General features: G+C 59.0%; 20 protein-coding genes and 1 tRNA gene. 1 reads left to right on the top strand and 20 read right to left on the bottom strand.

All coding sequences use genetic code 11. The features are described from left to right. Nucleotides 1–48: 48 nt before the first annotated feature. From C9990_RS05940 to C9990_RS05855, 18 genes are all read right to left on the bottom strand, one after another. Nucleotides 49–124, bottom strand: a tRNA-Lys gene (locus C9990_RS05940). Between the two features lie 63 nt (nt 125–187). Next, on the bottom strand, nt 188–862 hold the full coding sequence (gene queC, locus C9990_RS05935; protein WP_162946163.1) for a 7-cyano-7-deazaguanine synthase QueC: 675 nt from the start codon (nt 860–862) through the stop codon (nt 188–190). Between the two features lie 16 nt (nt 863–878). Continuing rightward, the gene (gene queE / locus C9990_RS05930) at nt 879–1526 is read right to left on the bottom strand and encodes a 7-carboxy-7-deazaguanine synthase QueE (protein ID WP_106802748.1); all 648 of its coding nucleotides are present in this window, start codon (nt 1524–1526) and stop codon (nt 879–881) included. A 164-nt stretch (nt 1527–1690) separates the two neighbouring features. Beyond that, entirely contained in the window at nt 1691–2530 is an 840-nt protein-coding gene (gene ybgF, locus C9990_RS05925; RefSeq protein ID WP_106802747.1) for a tol-pal system protein YbgF, read from the bottom strand. A gap of 6 nt (nt 2531–2536) precedes the next feature. Beyond that, nucleotides 2537–3037, bottom strand: coding sequence for a peptidoglycan-associated lipoprotein Pal (gene pal, locus C9990_RS05920; protein WP_003209827.1), 501 nt, complete (start codon nt 3035–3037; stop codon nt 2537–2539). 55 nt (nt 3038–3092) lie between these two features. Continuing rightward, nucleotides 3093–4373 carry a Tol-Pal system beta propeller repeat protein TolB gene (gene tolB / locus C9990_RS05915; protein ID WP_065908853.1) on the bottom strand — a complete coding sequence of 427 codons (1281 nt, stop codon included), beginning with the start codon at nt 4371–4373 and terminating at the stop codon, nt 3093–3095. 17 nt (nt 4374–4390) lie between these two features. After that, a complete protein-coding gene (gene tolA, locus C9990_RS05910) occupies nt 4391–5464 on the bottom strand; it encodes a cell envelope integrity protein TolA (RefSeq protein WP_065908851.1) in 1074 nt (357 codons plus the stop codon). Next, a complete protein-coding gene (gene tolR, locus C9990_RS05905; protein ID WP_161793227.1) occupies nt 5464–5916 on the bottom strand; it encodes a protein TolR in 453 nt (150 codons plus the stop codon). The genes tolA and tolR overlap by 1 nt, the downstream gene beginning before the upstream one ends. 23 nt (nt 5917–5939) lie before the next feature. Continuing rightward, the gene (gene tolQ, locus C9990_RS05900) at nt 5940–6635 is read right to left on the bottom strand and encodes a protein TolQ (protein ID WP_015885609.1); all 696 of its coding nucleotides are present in this window, start codon (nt 6633–6635) and stop codon (nt 5940–5942) included. Between the two features lies 1 nt (nt 6636). Next, a complete protein-coding gene (ybgC, locus tag C9990_RS05895) occupies nt 6637–7092 on the bottom strand; it encodes a tol-pal system-associated acyl-CoA thioesterase (RefSeq protein WP_065908849.1) in 456 nt (151 codons plus the stop codon). A gap of 139 nt (nt 7093–7231) precedes the next feature. Further along, the gene (ruvB, locus tag C9990_RS05890; RefSeq protein ID WP_065908846.1) at nt 7232–8290 is read right to left on the bottom strand and encodes a Holliday junction branch migration DNA helicase RuvB; all 1059 of its coding nucleotides are present in this window, start codon (nt 8288–8290) and stop codon (nt 7232–7234) included. Then, nucleotides 8291–8902, bottom strand: a complete 612-nt coding sequence (ruvA, locus tag C9990_RS05885) for a Holliday junction branch migration protein RuvA (protein WP_025854761.1) — start codon at nt 8900–8902, stop codon at nt 8291–8293. A gap of 67 nt (nt 8903–8969) precedes the next feature. Continuing rightward, entirely contained in the window at nt 8970–9494 is a 525-nt protein-coding gene (ruvC, locus tag C9990_RS05880) for a crossover junction endodeoxyribonuclease RuvC (protein WP_065908840.1), read from the bottom strand. 170 nt (nt 9495–9664) lie between these two features. Then, nucleotides 9665–10411 carry a YebC/PmpR family DNA-binding transcriptional regulator gene (locus C9990_RS05875; protein WP_065908837.1) on the bottom strand — a complete coding sequence of 249 codons (747 nt, stop codon included), beginning with the start codon at nt 10409–10411 and terminating at the stop codon, nt 9665–9667. A 135-nt stretch (nt 10412–10546) separates the two neighbouring features. Then, a complete protein-coding gene (gene aspS, locus C9990_RS05870; protein ID WP_106802746.1) occupies nt 10547–12322 on the bottom strand; it encodes an aspartate--tRNA ligase in 1776 nt (591 codons plus the stop codon). A 107-nt stretch (nt 12323–12429) separates the two neighbouring features. Continuing rightward, complete coding sequence (locus C9990_RS05865) at nt 12430–12651, bottom strand: FmdB family zinc ribbon protein (RefSeq protein ID WP_048727052.1); 222 nt, start codon at nt 12649–12651, stop codon at nt 12430–12432. A 170-nt stretch (nt 12652–12821) separates the two neighbouring features. After that, nucleotides 12822–13163, bottom strand: coding sequence for a ribbon-helix-helix domain-containing protein (locus tag C9990_RS05860; protein WP_106802745.1), 342 nt, complete (start codon nt 13161–13163; stop codon nt 12822–12824). 180 nt (nt 13164–13343) lie between these two features. Further along, entirely contained in the window at nt 13344–13817 is a 474-nt protein-coding gene (locus C9990_RS05855; RefSeq protein ID WP_003193874.1) for a Dps family protein, read from the bottom strand. 430 nt (nt 13818–14247) lie between these two features. On the opposite strand from C9990_RS05855, the gene C9990_RS32915 reads away from it, so the two are divergent. Beyond that, nucleotides 14248–14850 (top strand): cold-shock protein, encoded by a 603-nt coding sequence (locus C9990_RS32915; RefSeq protein WP_065908829.1) that lies wholly within the window; start codon nt 14248–14250, stop codon nt 14848–14850. Nucleotides 14851–14920: 70 nt separating this feature from the next. Here the strand turns inward: C9990_RS32915 and C9990_RS05845 are convergent, their stop codons facing one another. Next, the gene (locus C9990_RS05845; protein WP_015885618.1) at nt 14921–15127 is read right to left on the bottom strand and encodes a SlyX family protein; all 207 of its coding nucleotides are present in this window, start codon (nt 15125–15127) and stop codon (nt 14921–14923) included. A 3-nt stretch (nt 15128–15130) separates the two neighbouring features. Next, the gene (locus C9990_RS05840; protein WP_065908824.1) at nt 15131–15556 is read right to left on the bottom strand and encodes an HIT domain-containing protein; all 426 of its coding nucleotides are present in this window, start codon (nt 15554–15556) and stop codon (nt 15131–15133) included. Nucleotides 15557–16272 lie beyond the last annotated feature (716 nt).

Raw genomic sequence — 16272 nt, 5'->3', positions numbered from 1 at the left:
GAAATCCTCACTTGCGTGGGCCTTCCGGATTTTCTAAACCGCCAAAAATGGTGGGTCGTGTGGGATTCGAACCTACGACCAATTGGTTAAAAGCCAACTGCTCTACCAACTGAGCTAACGACCCGCTGTGTGGTGGCGCGTATAATACTGATTTCTAAGGATTATTCAACACCTTATTTGAAATAAATCAGAAATAACGCGTTGGGTCCGCAATTCCGGCCGCTTGGAAGCCTTCTGCGCGCAGTCGGCAGCTGTCACATTTCCCACAAGCACGGCCGTCATCGTCTGCCTGATAGCAGGAAACAGTCAGCGAATAATCTACGCCAAGTCCTACACCAGCCTTCACAATATCGGCCTTGCTGAGGTTTTGCAGCGGCGCGAGGATACGGAATCCCTGCCCTTCTACCCCGGCTTTGGTCGCCAGGTTGGCCATGCGCTCGAACGACTCGACGAACTCTGGGCGACAGTCCGGGTAGCCGGAATAATCCACGGCGTTGACGCCGATAAAGATGTCGCGGGCGTTCAGCACTTCAGCCCAACCCAGGGCCAGGGACAGGAACACGGTGTTGCGTGCTGGCACATAAGTCACCGGAATGCCTTCGCTCGGTGCTTCTGGCACATCAATGCTGCTGTCGGTCAAGGCCGAGCCGCCGATGCCATTGAGGTTCAGGCCGATCACCTTGTGCTCGGCAACCCCCATGTCCCGCGCGACACGCGCAGCGGCGTTCAACTCGGCGCGATGGCGCTGGCCGTAGTCAAAGCTCATGGTGTAGCAGGTGTAACCTTCAGCCTGCGCCATTGCCACCACCGTGGCGGAGTCGAGGCCGCCGGAAAGCAGGATTACCGCGCGTTTTTGATCCATGGTGTGTTCAGTCATATCAGCGTCCTGGCTCGTCGTTCCAAAGGTATTTATGCAACTGCAATTGCAGGCGCACCGGTAGATTGTCCGCAACCACCCAATCGGCGAGGTCACGCGCATTCAAGTCATGGTGGCTGGGGGAGAACAGCACCTCGCCCGCGCGACGGTCCAGGCCATACTGGATCAGCTTGGAGTTCGCCCAGTCGTAATCTTCACGGGAGCAGATGACGAACTTGACCTGGTCGTTGGCCGTCAGCAGATCGATGTTCTCATAGCGGTTGCGGTGCGCTTCCTTGGAGCCTGGGGTCTTCAGGTCGACCACGCGGCTCACGCGCGGGTCCACCGCAGAGATATCCAAGGCGCCACTGGTTTCCAGGGACACCTCGTAACCGGCATCACACAGCTGTTTGAGCAACGGGATGGCATTGGGTTGCGCCAGCGGCTCGCCGCCCGTCACGCAGACGTAGCGCGGCCGGTAACCGGCAACCTGCTCAAGGATGTCTTCGAGGGTGCGCACCGTACCGCCACTGAAGGCGTAGGCGCTGTCACAGTATTGGCAACGCAACGGGCAACCGGTCAGCCGCACAAAGACTGTGGGCAGGCCAGCGGTGCGCGTTTCACCCTGCAACGAGTAAAAAACTTCGGTGATACGTAATGTGTCTTGCATAGTCGCCACGGGCGTAACAGCTAAACAGGCTGTCCGCCTCCGTCAGGCACTTCAAGGGACCCCGCCAACGCGCAGCCCCCAAAAAGCGTGTTTCATAAAAGGGCGTGGATTCTAACGAAAAAACCCGCGACAGGCGCGGGTTTCTTCTAAACGGACAGCATCGCTTACAAGCGTTGCAGATCCCGTTGCGCCAACTGGGCAGCGGAAGTCCCCGGATACTGGGCGACAACCTGCTGCAGAATGCCTTTGACCTTGTCGGTATGACCCAGGCGGCGTTCTACGTCGGCGAGTTTATACAGCGAATCAGGCACCTTGGCGTGCTTGGGGTACAGTTGGCTGACCTTGGCAAATGCCTGGCCGGCGCCCTGCAGATCACCTTTGGCCAGGTTGACCTCACCCAACCAGTATTGGGCATTGCCCGCGTACTGGCTGTTCGGATACTTGCGCAGGAATGCGCTAAAGGCCTGGCTGGCCTTATCGAAATCCTTGGCTTTGATCAGGTCGAAAGCGGCATCGTAATACAGCTTTTCCTTGGCCGGATCACCCGGTTCGCTGCTGGCGGCAGGGGCGGCAGGGGCGGCAGCCGCAGCCCCTGCTGCTGCACCACCGGCAGCAGCGCTTGGCGCGCCACCGGTAGAAGAATTATCAGGAGTAGCGGCAGGTGTAACGCCGGCTCCTATACGTCGGTCAAGATCCTGGTAACGCTCCAGGCCTTCTTGCTTCAGCTGGTTCACTTGATTTTGCAGTACTTCAATCGTGCCTTGCTGCTGCGACAATTGATCCTGCATGCGTTGCAGCTGGTTGAACAGTTCGCCCTGTGCCGAGGGAGCGGACGTAGCCGCTCCCCCCGCATAGGCGCCGTTCGTGCCATAACCTGCTGGCGGATAGCTGCTCCCGCTATTGTTATAGCCAGAGTTGCTATCTTCCACAGGAACCGCAGCCCACACCGCAAGCGGGGCGAGGCTGAGAGCCAATACAGTTAGAGCACGACGGCACGTTCGCATGACGAATTACTTACGCAGTTCGACGCGACGGTTTTGAGCCCAGGACTGCTCGTCGTGGCCAGTAGCAACTGGACGCTCTTTACCGTAGGAAACCAGTTCCAGTTGGCCTGGAGCAACACCTTGCAGTACCAGGTAGCGCTGAACGGCTTTCGCACGACGCTCGCCCAGTGCCATGTTGTACTCACGAGTACCACGTTCGTCGGTGTTACCTTCCAGAACAACGCGAGCGCCGTTAGCTTTCAGGTCCTTCGCGTGAACGTCCAGAGCGCGCATGGCTTCTGGCTTCAGGTCCGAACTGTCGTATTCGAAGTAGAAAGTGGTGATAGCGCGCAGAGCAGCTTCTTCGCTCAGGGAGCCGTCAACTGCACCAGTGTTAGCGCCGTAACCAGCGTTTGGATCAACAGCTGCGCCTTCACCGGCATTGTCGCCGCCTTTAGACGAGCAACCAACGGCTACGGACAGAGCCAGAGCCAGAGCAGCAAACTTACCAAACTTCAGCATTTCCATCGTGAAACTCCTAATGAACCCCAGTGTGTTAAGTACTTCTTTTTGTAGCGCCGCGTCAGTTCAGGTAAGGGGACCAGGACGGTTCTCTGACTTCGCCTTGAGCGGTAGGAAGCGGGAGCCTTACGCGTCCATTAATGGACACGAGCATCAAGACTCCCCGGCCCTGCTGGCGGGTGGCGTAGATTACCATGGTGCCGTTGGGCGCAACAGTAGCTGACTCATCAAGGTTGGTATCCGTGAGGATTTTTACCGTTCCACGCTGCAAATCCTGGGCCGCAACCCGGAAATTAGTGAAACCATCCTGACGGTGAATCATCACCAACGTCTTTTCATCAGCCGAAAGCTTCGGATTGGCATTGTAGTTACCAATAAAAGTAACCCGCTCTGCACCACCACCATTCACGTTCGCCTTATAGACCTGTGGCTTGCCGCCGCGGTCAGAGGTGAAGTAGATGGTTGAACCATCCTTGCCCCAGAACGGTTCGGTATTGATACCCGGGCCGCTGGTTGCGCGAGTGATCTGGCGCGAAGCCATGTTCATCACGTAGATATCCGGGTTGCCGTCCTTGGACAGCACGAACGCCAGGCGCGAACCATCCGGCGACCAGGCCGGTGCACCGTTGAGGCCTTCGAAGTTGGTGATCTGCTCACGACGGCCAGTATCAATGTGCTGGACGAAGATACGCGGACGCTTCTGTTCGAAAGACACGTAGGCGATACGCTTGCCATCCGGCGCGAAGCGCGGCGACAGGATAGGCTCACGCGATTGCAGCAGGGTCACGGCGCGTGCACCGTCGTAGTCCGAGCGCTGCAAAGTGTAACGAGTGTTGTCTACGGAGAAACGCTCAGCCGTGACATACAACAGGCGCGTCGAGAACGCCCCCTTGATGCCGGTGAGTTTTTCAAACGACTGGTCCGAGATGTAGTGGGCCATGTCGCGCAGCTGTTCGGCAGTCCCCGAAACGCTGCCGGTCAAGACCTGCTGCTCAGTGGCCACGTTGAACAACGTGTACTGGATCTGCAGGCGACCACCCGCCGGAACGATGTTGCCGACCATCAGGTACTGGGCGCCGACGGCTTTCCAGTCACGGAAGATGACTTCGCTGGCCTGGGTAGGCTGGCTGATCATGTTGCCTTTCGGAATCGGCGCGTAGTAACCGGAATTGCGCAGGTCATCGCTGACGATCTGGGCCATGTCGTCCGGCAGCACGCTGCCGCCCTGCCAACCGAACGGTACGACTGCGATCGGGGTGGCCCGATCGCTACCGCTGGTGACCAGGATGTTCTTTTCATCCGCCGCCGCTATCCCTGCCATACAGCAAATAACGACAAGCATTCCTCGAAGAAGGTTTCTCACAAGGCTAGATCCTCAGGTGTGAATGTCATCTTGAATGAACGATAGGGAGCGAAGTCGCTTGGTTTCATTCCCTGCATCTCGGTCAACCGGCCAATGTTCTTGACCGCGGCAACCGCCGAACTGTCGAACGAACCGTCACCACTGGACTTGGCCACGCTGACCGAAGTCACCGTACCGTCCGGCAACATGCCGATCTGCAGCACTACTGTCATGCCTTTGCGTGCCGAAGGTGGACGGGTCCAGCCTTCTGCTGCGCGTGCCCGAATCAGGTCGTCGAAACTGCCCGCGACTTCATCGCCACGCTCATCGGCCAAGGCTTGCTGACGCTGCGGCGTGTCGGAGAGCAAATCTGCCAAGGCCTGGGCCTTTTTCTCTTCGGCGGATTTACGCGCTGCTTCCTGGGCCTTTTTCTTGGTGGCATCGGCGGCAGCTTTCTTCTTCGCGTCGTCGGCGATTTTCTTCTTCGCCTCGTCTGCTTCAGCTTTTTTCTTGGCGTCTTCGGCGGCTTTCTTCTTCGCGTCTTCGACTATCTTTTTCTTGGCGTCTTCAGCGGCCTTTTTCTTGGCCTCTTCTTCGGCAGCTTTCTTCGCTTCGTCTTCGGCTTTCTTCTTGGCTATATCAGCCAATTGTTTCTCTTCGGCCTTTTTCGCGTCGGCAGCTTTCTCGGCTTTCTTGGCTTCATCAGCCTTTTTCGCCTCGTCGGCCTTCTTCGCTTCGTCAGCCTTTTTCGATTCCTCGGCCTTTTGAGCCGCCTCTTCTTTCTTTTGTTCCGCAGCAGCCTTCACCGCTTCCTGCTCGACCTTCTTCTGTTCCATCTGTTCGACTTCAGTCTGGCGCGCAGCCGACTTCTGGGCCTCACCCGCAATCTTCTGATTGGTCTGGGTGGTGGCCTGGCTTTTCGATTTCAGCTGATACAGGGTCGCCTGCACGATCGGCTTGGCTGGCGGCAGATCCGGGGTCATGGCAAAGCTGACGAACAGCATGCCAAACACCAGGACGTGCAGGGCAATTGCCCAGACGCTAGGCCAGAAGAAGCTTTCCGAGGCGGACGGCTCTCGCTGTTGCTGCATCAGGGCGCCTCGGTAATCAAGCCAACGTTGCCGACGCCGGCCTTCTGCAGCCCGCCCATGGCGCCCATGACAGAGCCGTAGTCGACCGACTTGTCACCCCGGATGAACACCTGGGTGTGCTTGCCGCCTTCGTTGCCGGAGCGAATGATCTTGGTCACCGCATCGGTCATCGCCGGCAGGGTCAAGGCCTTGTCTTGCTGTTTCTGAGTGTCGACTTCGCTGCCAAGGTTCCAGTAATAGGTCTTGTCAGCCTTGATCGAAATGGTCAGGACCTGTGTGTTGTTGTCTTGCGGCAAGGCTTCACTGGAAACCTTGGGCAGATCAACCTTCACGCCCTGGTTGAGCATCGGCGCGGTCACCATGAAGATGACCAGCAGCACCAGCATCACGTCGATGTAGGGCACTACGTTCATCTCGGCGACCGGCTTGCGCTTTTTGCGAGCTCGAGCGATTAAAGCCATTGGGAATTACCTGCTTATTCTTCGCTGGTGTGCACTTTACGGTGCAGGATCGCCTGGAATTCATCGGCGAAGGTGTAGTAACGGCCGATCAACGTTTCGCTGGTGGCAGCAAAGCGGTTGTAGGCGATTACTGCGGGGATAGCGGCGAACAGGCCGATCGCGGTGGCGATCAGGGCTTCGGCAATACCTGGGGCCACGGTGGCCAGGGTCGCTTGCTGGGCCTGGGCCAGGCCACGGAAGGAGTTCATGATCCCCCACACGGTACCGAACAGGCCGATGTACGGGCTGACCGAACCGACGGTGGCGAGGAACGGCAGGCTCTGCTCCAGCTTCTCTTCTTCACGGGAGATGGCCACGCGCATGGCACGGGCCACGCCTTCCATCACGGCTTCCGGATCAACACCCGGCTGCTGGCGCAGGCGCGAGAACTCCTTGAAACCGGCACGGAAAATCTGCTCCACGCCCGAATCCGGGTCCGGGTTGCTGCCGGCCTGGCGGTACAGCTTGGACAGGTCGATACCCGACCAGAAGCGCTCTTCGAAGCTCTCCAGGGCACGTCGACCGGCGCGCAGCAGGTTGCTGCGCTGAAAAATCATGACCCAAGAGGTAACCGATGCGGCTACCAGGGTCAGCATGACCAGTTGAACCACAACACTGGCATTGCTGACCAGGCTCCACATGGAGGAATGGTCGACGACGGTAGGTTCCACGCTAAATCTCCTGCTTTGATTGTTTACCCGCGCCGCTCACGGCGGCAAAGGCCGCACGTAGAGTTTCGGGAATGGCCCGAGGTTTCAAACTGTTGGTGCGCACACACGCCACCAGGAACTGCCCCTCACAGAGCAGCGTTGCATCCGTTGCCCGCCTGACCTGTTGCTTGAAACGCAGGCTGGCACGGTTCAATTCGATTACTTCAGCGCTGACCAGCAGTTCATCGTCCAACCGCGCCGGCGCGTGATACCGCGCCTCGCTGGAATGCACGACGAACAACAGGTCCTCCCCTGCCAGCTCGGATTGGGCAAAGCCCAGCTCCCGTAGCCGCTCGGTTCGAGCCCGCTCCATGAACTTGAGGTAATTGACGTAATACACGATGCCGCCAGCATCGGTGTCCTCGTAATAAACGCGACAGCGATGTGCGAACGACTGATCCCCGTTTTGCGCGCGCATACTCTAGTGCTTACTCCTCAGGTTGCCAATCCGGCTGGGCAACTGTTTTTTCATCCACCGAAACATTTCCAGTGACTGAATGACGACGCCAGCCACTAGGACAGCACAAACATCGAATAAATCGACTTGCGTGAAGCTTTTAATCGTCCACTGCATCGAGGAATTCGTCTACCACAGGCATCTCACCCAATCGTGACGGAATGTTTAACCCGAAGTGCAGATACGCATGCCGCGTCACCACCCGGCCCCTTGGCGTACGCATGATGTAGCCCTGCTGGATCAGGTACGGCTCCAGCACATCCTCGATGGTGTGGCGCTCTTCACTGATGGCCGCCGCCAGGCTGTCGACCCCCACCGGGCCACCGTCGAACTTCTCGATCATGGTCAAGAGTAGACGCCGGTCCTGGTGATCGAAGCCATGCTCGTCGACATCCAGCAGGTTCAAGGCCAGGTCGGCCACGGCCTTGGTGATATGCCCCTTGGCCCGCACTTCGGCAAAGTCACGCACGCGGCGCAGCAGGCGGTTGGCGATCCGTGGCGTGCCGCGGGCCCTGCGGGCGATTTCAAACGCGCCTTCCGGGTCCAGGGGCAGGCCGAGAATGCTCGCCGAACGGCTGACAATGGTCGCCAGGTCTGCGGTGCTATAGAACTCCAGACGTTGAACAATGCCGAAACGGTCTCGCAGCGGGTTGGTCAGCATCCCGGCACGGGTGGTCGCGCCGACCAGTGTGAACGGCGGCAGGTCGAGCTTGATCGAGCGAGCTGCCGGGCCTTCGCCGATCATGATGTCGAGCTGGAAGTCCTCCATCGCGGGGTACAGCACTTCCTCGACGATCGGCGACAGCCGGTGAATCTCGTCGATGAACAGCACATCGTGGGGCTCAAGATTGGTCAGCAATGCCGCCAGGTCGCCTGGGCGCTCCAGCACCGGGCCGGAGGTGGACTTGATCGACACGCCCATTTCCTGGGCAATGATGTTGGCCAGGGTGGTCTTGCCGAGCCCCGGCGGGCCGAAGATCAAGGTGTGGTCCAGGGACTCGCTGCGCCCGCGCGCTGCCTGGATGAACAGCTCCATCTGCTCGCGCACGGTGGGCTGGCCGATATAGTCGGCCAGGCTCAGGGGGCGGATGGCGCGGTCCTGGATTTCTTCACGATCGCGAGGGCCAGTGGCCGCGATCAGACGATCAGCTTCAATCACTTAAATCATTCCCTTCAGGGCGCGGCGGATCATGTCTTCACTGCTCAGGTTCTTGTCCTTGATGGCCGATACGGCCTTGCTGGCTTCCTGCGGCTTGTAGCCCAGGGAAATCAGTGCGCTGACCGCATCACTTTCGGCGCTGGCGACCTGGCCCGCCGGCATATCCGGTTGGTTCGGCACCAGCGCAAACATGCTCGGCACCACTTCCCAGGCTTTAAAGCGGTCCTTGAGCTCCACCAGCAGGCGCTCGGCCGTCTTCTTGCCGACCCCCGGGACCTTGGTCAGCGCCGAGGTGTCCTGGGCTGAAACGGCACGCACCAGCTCATCCACTTCCAGGCTCGACATCAATGCCAGGGCCAGTTTCGGTCCCACGCCATTGAGGCGAATCAGTTCGCGGAAGAAATCGCGGTCGCGCTTGCCGATGAAACCATAGAGTAGTTGCGCGTCTTCGCGTACCACCAGATGGGTGTGCAGCGTCAGCGGCTCACCGACCGACGGTAGGCGATACAGGGTGGTCATGGGCACTTCCAGCTCATACCCCAGCCCGTTTACATCCAGAATCAGGTGCGGCGGCTGTTTTTCAGCCAGGGTGCCGCGCAAGCGTCCAATCACGGTTCAGATCCTTAAAGCTTGGGGTCAGAGCATGGCCTGACCGGAAATAACGATTGCGCTGATGCTATCAGAGACGCAGGCGCCCGCCACGACTGCGTGCCGTACCGAGGCCGTGGGGCAGCAGGCTGGAACGGGTATGCGCGTGGCAAATCGCAATAGCCAGGGCGTCCGACGCGTCGATCTGCGGCTTGGCGGTGAGCTTGAGCATGTGCATGACCATCATCTGCACCTGCTCTTTATTGGCCGCACCGGTACCCACCACGGCCTGCTTGACCTGGGTCGCGGTGTATTCGGCGATTTCCATGCCCTCCTCCGCACCGGCCACGATGGCGGCGCCCCGGGCCTGGCCGAGCTTGAGGGCCGAGTCGGCATTCTTGGCCATGAAGACCTTTTCGATGCCCATGGTCACCGGCCCATAGGTCTGGATCACTTCACGCACGCCGCGATAGACGATCTGCAAGCGCTCGGCCAGCTCGCCCGCACCGGTACGAATGCACCCCGATGCAACGTAGATGCAGCCACGTGGCGTCTGCTGCACCACGCCAAAACCGGTGATGCGCGAGCCGGGGTCGATACCTAGGATTAAAGTCATAACGCCTGCGGGTTGGATTTACAGCGGTATGTGCCAGGCACACATCGTGTGTAACAGCATAGAACCCTGTGGGCGCTGGCTTGCCTGCGATGCGCGCGCCTCGGTGTGTCAGTGGCACCGCGGTGATGCTTTCGCAGGCAACCAGCGCCTACACTGGATTGTCTTGGATCTTAAGAGAGCTGTTCGGCTACAGATTCAGGGATGTCGGCGTTGGAGTACACGTTCTGCACGTCATCCAGGTCTTCGAGCATATCCAGCAGCTTCAACACTTTCTGCGCGCCGTCCAGGTCCAGCTCGGCGCTGGTGGTCGGCAACATCACGATTTCCGCGTCGGTGCCCTTGAAGCCAGCAGCTTCCAGCGCGTTACGCACGGCATAGAAGCCAGCAAAGGAGGTGAACACGTCGATGGAGCCGTCTTCGTTGCTCACCACGTCGTCGGCATCCGCCTCCATGGCAGCCTCGATCAACGCATCTTCGTCCACACCCGGCGCGAAGGAGATCTGCCCCTTGCGCTCGAACAGGTAGGCCACCGAGCCATCAGTGCCCAGGTTGCCGCCGCACTTGCTGAACGCATGGCGCACGGCAGCAGCAGTCCGGTTGCGGTTGTCGGTCATGCACTCGACCATGACGGCCACGCCGCCCGGGCCGTAGCCTTCGTAAGTCAGCTCGACCATGTCGTCGGTATCGGCTGCACCGGCGCCACGGGCCACCGCACGATCAATGATGTCGCGGCTCATGTTGGCGCCCAGCGCCTTGTCCAGCGCCAGGCGCAGGCGCGGGTTGGAACCTGGGTCACCGCCGCCCTGGCGGGCAGCGACGGTCAGCTCGCGGATCCACTTGGTGAAGATCTTGCCTTTCTTGGCATCCTGACGCTCTTTGCGGTGCTTGATGTTCGCCCACTTGGAATGGCCAGCCATAACACAACTCCGAAATTCTGTAGAAACCTTATCAACCCCACCCCAGGTGGGATACAACCCTTGTAACGCAAAGGCGCATCCGAAGATGCGCCTTTTTAGACTGCGTAAACCTCAGTGCGCTTTCACGCAGCGGCCTTACTCAGCCTTCGGCGTCTCGCGCAGACGGATGTGCAATTCGCGCAGAGCCTTGGCATCCACCACACCTGGAGCCTGGGTCATGACGTCCGCAGCACTCTGGGTTTTCGGGAAGGCAATCACTTCACGGATCGACTGGGCGCCGGTCATCAGCATCACCAGGCGGTCCAGGCCGAAGGCCAGGCCACCGTGCGGCGGCGCGCCGTATTTCAGGGCGTCGAGCAGGAAGCCGAATTTCTCTTCCTGTTCCGCTTCGTTGATACCCAACAGGCGGAACACCGCTTGCTGCATCTCTTTGCGGTGGATGCGGATCGAACCGCCACCCAGCTCGGTGCCGTTCAACACCATGTCGTAAGCGCGCGACAACGCGCCTGCCGGGTTGGCTTCCAACTCTTCAGGCGAGCACTTCGGTGCAGTGAACGGGTGGTGCAAGGCGCTGAAGCTGCCGTCGTCGTTCTCTTCGAACATCGGGAAGTCGACAACCCACATCGGTGCCCACTTGCAGGTCAGCAGGTCCAGGTCGTGGCCCAGCTTGATCCGCAGCGCGCCCAGGGCTTCGCTGACGATCTTGGCTTTGTCGGCACCGAAGAACACGATGTCACCGTCGACCGCGCCGACGCGATCGAGGATCGCGTTCAGGTTGTCCAGCGGAATGTTTTTCACGATCGGCGATTGCAGGCCGTCAACGCCATTGGCGCGCTCGTTGACCTTGATGTAAGCCAGGCCCTTGGCGCCGTAGATGCCGACGAACTTGGTGTAGTCGTCGATCTGCTTGCGCGGCATGCTCGCGCCGCCAGGCACGCGCAGGGCGGCGATACGGCATTTAGGGTCGTTGGCCGGGCCGCTGAACACCTTGAAGTCGACTTCCTTGAGCTGGTCGGCCACGTCCACCAGTTCCAGCGGGATACGCAGGTCGGGCTTGTCGCAACCGTAGCGGCGCATGGCTTCTTCGAAGGTCATGTGCGGGAACTCGCCGAACTCCAGGTCCAGCACTTCCTTGAACAGGTTGCGGATCATTTGCTCGGTCAGGCCCATGATCTCTTTTTCATCGAGGAAGCTGGTCTCGATGTCGATCTGGGTGAATTCCGGCTGGCGGTCGGCGCGCAGGTCTTCGTCACGGAAGCACTTGGCGATCTGGTAGTAGCGGTCGAAGCCGGCGACCATCAGCAGTTGCTTGAACAGCTGTGGCGATTGCGGCAGGGCGAAGAACGAACCCGCGTGGGTACGGCTCGGCACCAGGTAGTCACGCGCACCTTCCGGGGTAGCCCGGGTCAGGATTGGCGTTTCGACGTCAAGGAAGCCGTTTTCGTCAAGGAAGCGGCGGATGCTGGTGGTCATACGCGAACGCAGGCGCAGCTTCTCGGCCATTTCCGGACGACGCAGGTCCAGGAAGCGGTAGCGCAGGCGGGTTTCTTCGCCGACGTCGGAGTATTCGTTGAGTGGGAACGGCGGGGTTTCCGACTCGTTCAGCACTTCCAGCTCGTAGCCCAGCACTTCGATTGCGCCGGAGGCCATGTTCGCGTTCACGGCACCGGCCGGACGCAGGCGAACCTTGCCAGTGATCTTGACGACGTACTCGCTGCGCACGCGGTCGGCGGCGGCGAAGCTCTCGGCGCGGTCCGGGTCGAACACCACCTGGGCCAGACCATCACGATCACGGATATCGAGGAAGATCACCCCGCCGTGGTCGCGGCGACGGTGAACCCATCCGCAAAGGGTGATTTCCTGACCATCCAGGGTCTCGTTCAGTTGGCCGCAATAGTGGCTGCGCATCATGGTAGTGGTTTCACTTCTCGTAATTCGAAATTCGGTGGAGGCCTGCCTCGTCACCGTACATTTAAGCAGGGGACGGATAATGCAGGAGCCTGCGCATGGAGTTCAACTCAGTCTGCTTTGTCGCCGCCGGCCAGATTCTTCTTCGAGCCGGTCTTGAAATCAGTCTCGTACCAGCCGCTGCCGCTCAGGCGGAAGCCCGGCATGGACAACATCTTCTTGAGCTCTGGCGCCTTGCAGGCCGGGCAATCGACCAGCGGCGCGGCGCTGATCTTCTGAATGGCTTCCAACTGATGACCACAGGAAGCACATTGATAGTCGTACATGGGCATGGAGATGTCTCGGCGATCAGAACGTTACTGCGCCACGCCTGCCCCAGGGATGAAGCCCCGGCATGCGCAGCAAAGCGCGGGATTATATCTGGTAAATCGAGGCAGCGCAGCCGGCTTTCTGACCAGGGCCCTGCCCACCTCGACGGCAGGCCAGCCCCGGCGCCGGCCGATTACTCAGGGTTCGGCGTACTCACCCGGCCTTTCAAGGCGTGAACGACACACACCACCCTGACCAACCCGCTGAAGTTCTTCACCCCGCCATGGCGCAAGTGCACTTCCCGATCGACATAAGACAGCAACGCACTGACCGAGCAGGCGTTGATCCTGGCTATTTCCGCCAGGATATTCCAATACACCTGCTCAAGTCGCAGGCAAGTGGAAAACCCATTCAGGCGCACCGACCGCGACAATGGCTTGGCCAGCCCCATATCAAACCCCTTCGCAAAGGGGTCGACCGTTATCCTGTGAAAACCACCGGTTTCCATTACTCCGTTACCCACTCCACGTGACATACACCTGACACTCCATTGCCAAACAGCAGCCCACGGGTTCTCCCATTGGGCAGTGGCCCTATAAAACAGCAGGCAGAGACAGGCAGCCAGAAGACGCGGAGTTGATCGACGTAGGACAACGCCAGGAAATGCACGGAAACAAGCGAGCGGCGCCAGGACGGCGCCACTCAAGGCCGGCGTTTATTGGTTTTCGAGCAGGGAACGCAGCATCCACGCGGTTTTTTCGTGAACCTGCATACGCTGGGTCAACAGATCGGCAGTCGGTTCATCGCTGACTTTGTCCAGCAACGGGAAGATACCGCGCGCGGTGCGCGTGACCGCTTCCTGACCCGCCACCAGTTGCTTGATCATCTCTTCGGCACTGGGCACACCTTCTTCTTCCTTGATCGAAGACAGGCGCGCGTAGATCGAATAGGCGCCCGGCGCCGGGAAGCCCAGGGCACGGATACGCTCGGCAATGGAGTCCACCGCCAGCGCCAGCTCGTTGTACTGCTCTTCGAACATCAAGTGCAGCGTACGGAACATCGGCCCCGTGACGTTCCAATGGAAGTTGTGGGTCTTCAGGTACAGTACATAGGTATCGGAAAGCAGTCGCGAAAGCCCGTCGACGATGGATTTACGATCTTCTTCACTGATACCGATATCGATTGCCATGTTTATCCCCTTCAATTGACAAGCATTCATTGATCAGGTGCAGCTCCACTCTAGCAAGAGTACCGGTGGTGCGCAGCCCGACACGCCCAGGTGAGGTGCGGCAAATCGCCCCTGCGTAACCTGCCAGCCGGTGCTGCGCAAGCCTTCGCACGCATCGGGAAAACTTCCCCGCACGCCGCTTGAAAACCCTGCACCTGTCTAGGACAAGCGTTTGACGCAGAAATGCCGTGCCCCTTGCAACACCCGGAAATGCTTGATTTGAGTAGGCACAGCCTTTGCTGTTAAATAGGCGGCGTGTCGCTGCCGTTAATTTCCGCGGCAGCCGGCATAGGCTGATACCCGCGCACGTGCCCAACGCCTCCCATTGTTCAGAAGCGAACCGTGCCAGTCAGCTCTTCCTTGTGATCCGTCTTAACGTGAGTTAATCAAAATGTTGAAAATCGTCCACCTGCTAACGGGCGTTGCAGCTTTGCTGCTGTCCTTTATACCGAGCTTGCAACAGGGAAGCCCTCCCTACCTGGAACAACACGACGCTCTGTACCTGGCCTTGTTCGGCCTTCTTAACCTGACGCTGGCACCGGTGATCCCTTACTGGAACAAAGGCACTCGTCATCAACTGCAAAACCTGGTCAGCGCGCTGCTGGTTCTGACCGTTGTCGTACAAACCCTCACCCTCCTGGCACCTATGCCTGAAGTGGGCGGCCACCCGGCCATCCTGCTCAGCCTGGTGATTGCTGTGGTCGCCATCGTTCTTCACCTGGCCATCAGCTTCTACCGTTCGTCCCCGGCGGCCGCGTCGCAAACTTATGACATGACCAATCGGGATACCGGTACCGTCAAGTGGTTCAACACGTCCAAAGGCTTCGGCTTTATTTCCCGCGATTCGGGCGACGATATCTTCGTCCACTTCCGGGCTATTCGCGGTGAAGGCCATCGCGTCCTGGTGGAAGGCCAGCGCGTGGAGTTCTCCGTGATGAATCGCGATAAAGGCCTGCAAGCCGAAGACGTGATCGCTGCCCTGCCGCGTCGCTGATCCCAGCCTTCGCAGCAAAAAAAACCGCGATCCAGCGTTGACTGGATCGCGGTTTTTTATTGCCGGCTATTTAGTAGTGAGGCGGCGGCGCTTCTTCTTCCGAGGTTTCGAACTGCCCGCCCATTTCTTCCTGGCGCTTGAGCAGCGCGGTCATCTGCAACTGCAGGCGTTCGACGGCCCGCTGCTGGGTGACGAGGATGTCATTGAGGGTCTCGATGGTGTCGTCCTGGAAGGCCAGGCGGCTTTCCAGGTCGGTGACGCGGTCTTGCAGGTCCATGATTCAGCCCTGGGTAAAGATGAAGTCGGCGGGCAACAGCTCGCGCAGGCGGGTGCGGATAGCAGCGACCTGCTCTGCAGTATAAGGCTGCGCCGGATGCTTGCCCCATACCGGCGCAGGCCAGGCGGCATCATCGCGTTTGCGCACGATCACATGCACGTGCAACTGGCTGACCACATTGCCGAGGGCGCCGATGTTCATCTTGTCGGCGTTCAAGCCCTCATTGAGCAACTGCGCCAACGCCGTGGTTTCTTGCCATAGACGCTGCTGGTCGGCGACATCCAGTTGAAACACTTCGCTGATACCGTTGATGCGTGGCACCAGGATGAACCACGGGTAGTTGGAATCATTGGACAGCAGCAGGCGGCAGAGCGGGAAGTCCCCAATGGCCAGTGTGTCTTGTTGCAGGCGTTGATCTAAGGCGAACACGCGGGCACTCCGTTTTTGCAGGTCGATTTCAGACGCCCAGCATACCTTCGAATGCTCAAGGCTTCACGGCGAATGCGGCGAGCCGCGATGCAAGTGGAGAAAAAGACGCACCCTTTCGAGGCAGCCAGATATTTGAGCTACGCTAATCCGGGCCTGAGCGGGATGCACCAAAATGACCCACTTGTGCATCAAAGGGATCCGCCGATTACCCACTCATGGGGGTGAACCGGTAACGTTTTGCCCGGACCGTGTGTTTTTGTGCCTTCTCACAGGTGTGACACCAAAGCGTCAAGGCCAAACAAAACGACGTAAAAAGCCCGTGCTTATGCGGTTTTTACACGGCCGTAACGTTTTTCACGAAAAAATGACATTCGGTTACCGCTTTGTGCACGCTTGTTGCATTCACACCCACATCGTCGGCAACGGCACCCGTTTGGAAGCAGGTGTTTCGCGATAAAAACACAAGCGTTTCAATACGCATCAAGGAAGACTTCAAACTTTGAAACGGGTTTGAAAACAGTATTGAAGTTGTCAGTCCGGTTACAGGTGGACTGTGAATTTGCGACACGGAGATAGCAATTTACGACAGCCTCGTAAAGAAGCTGAAAGGATAGATGGGCAAGTATCGTCAATAGAGTCTGCGTGATATAACTTTGCGCCGACACAAAAAAGAAAGAGCCGCCCAGATAAAAATACAGGTGGGACGGCAGTACTCT

Source organism: Pseudomonas sp. S5D5 (genome assembly GCF_003013355.1).
Classification (GTDB): Bacteria; Pseudomonadota; Gammaproteobacteria; order Pseudomonadales; family Pseudomonadaceae; genus Aquipseudomonas; species Aquipseudomonas aylmerensis.
Note: the sequence above shows the minus strand (reverse complement) of the source record. Positions and strands in the feature narration are given on the sequence as shown.

Excerpts from the sequence above, each read along its gene's own strand:
- queC (WP_162946163.1), bottom strand. The coding sequence starts at position 862 with ATGGATCAAAAACGCGCGGTAATCCTGCTTTCCGGCGGCCTCGACTCC.
- queE (WP_106802748.1), bottom strand. The coding sequence starts at position 1,526 with ATGCAAGACACATTACGTATCACCGAAGTTTTTTACTCGTTGCAGGGT.
- ybgF (WP_106802747.1), bottom strand. The coding sequence starts at position 2,530 with ATGCGAACGTGCCGTCGTGCTCTAACTGTATTGGCTCTCAGCCTCGCC.
- pal (WP_003209827.1), bottom strand. The coding sequence starts at position 3,037 with ATGGAAATGCTGAAGTTTGGTAAGTTTGCTGCTCTGGCTCTGGCTCTG.
- tolB (WP_065908853.1), bottom strand. The coding sequence starts at position 4,373 with ATGCTTGTCGTTATTTGCTGTATGGCAGGGATAGCGGCGGCGGATGAA.
- tolA (WP_065908851.1), bottom strand. The coding sequence starts at position 5,464 with ATGCAGCAACAGCGAGAGCCGTCCGCCTCGGAAAGCTTCTTCTGGCCT.
- ybgC (WP_065908849.1), bottom strand. The coding sequence starts at position 7,092 with ATGCGCGCGCAAAACGGGGATCAGTCGTTCGCACATCGCTGTCGCGTT.
- ruvC (WP_065908840.1), bottom strand. The coding sequence starts at position 9,494 with ATGACTTTAATCCTAGGTATCGACCCCGGCTCGCGCATCACCGGTTTT.
- C9990_RS05875 (WP_065908837.1), bottom strand. The coding sequence starts at position 10,411 with ATGGCTGGCCATTCCAAGTGGGCGAACATCAAGCACCGCAAAGAGCGT.
- aspS (WP_106802746.1), bottom strand. The coding sequence starts at position 12,322 with ATGATGCGCAGCCACTATTGCGGCCAACTGAACGAGACCCTGGATGGT.
- C9990_RS05865 (WP_048727052.1), bottom strand. The coding sequence starts at position 12,651 with ATGCCCATGTACGACTATCAATGTGCTTCCTGTGGTCATCAGTTGGAA.
- C9990_RS05860 (WP_106802745.1), bottom strand. The coding sequence starts at position 13,163 with ATGTCACGTGGAGTGGGTAACGGAGTAATGGAAACCGGTGGTTTTCAC.
- C9990_RS05855 (WP_003193874.1), bottom strand. The coding sequence starts at position 13,817 with ATGGCAATCGATATCGGTATCAGTGAAGAAGATCGTAAATCCATCGTC.
- C9990_RS32915 (WP_065908829.1), top strand. The coding sequence starts at position 14,248 with ATGTTGAAAATCGTCCACCTGCTAACGGGCGTTGCAGCTTTGCTGCTG.
- C9990_RS05845 (WP_015885618.1), bottom strand. The coding sequence starts at position 15,127 with ATGGACCTGCAAGACCGCGTCACCGACCTGGAAAGCCGCCTGGCCTTC.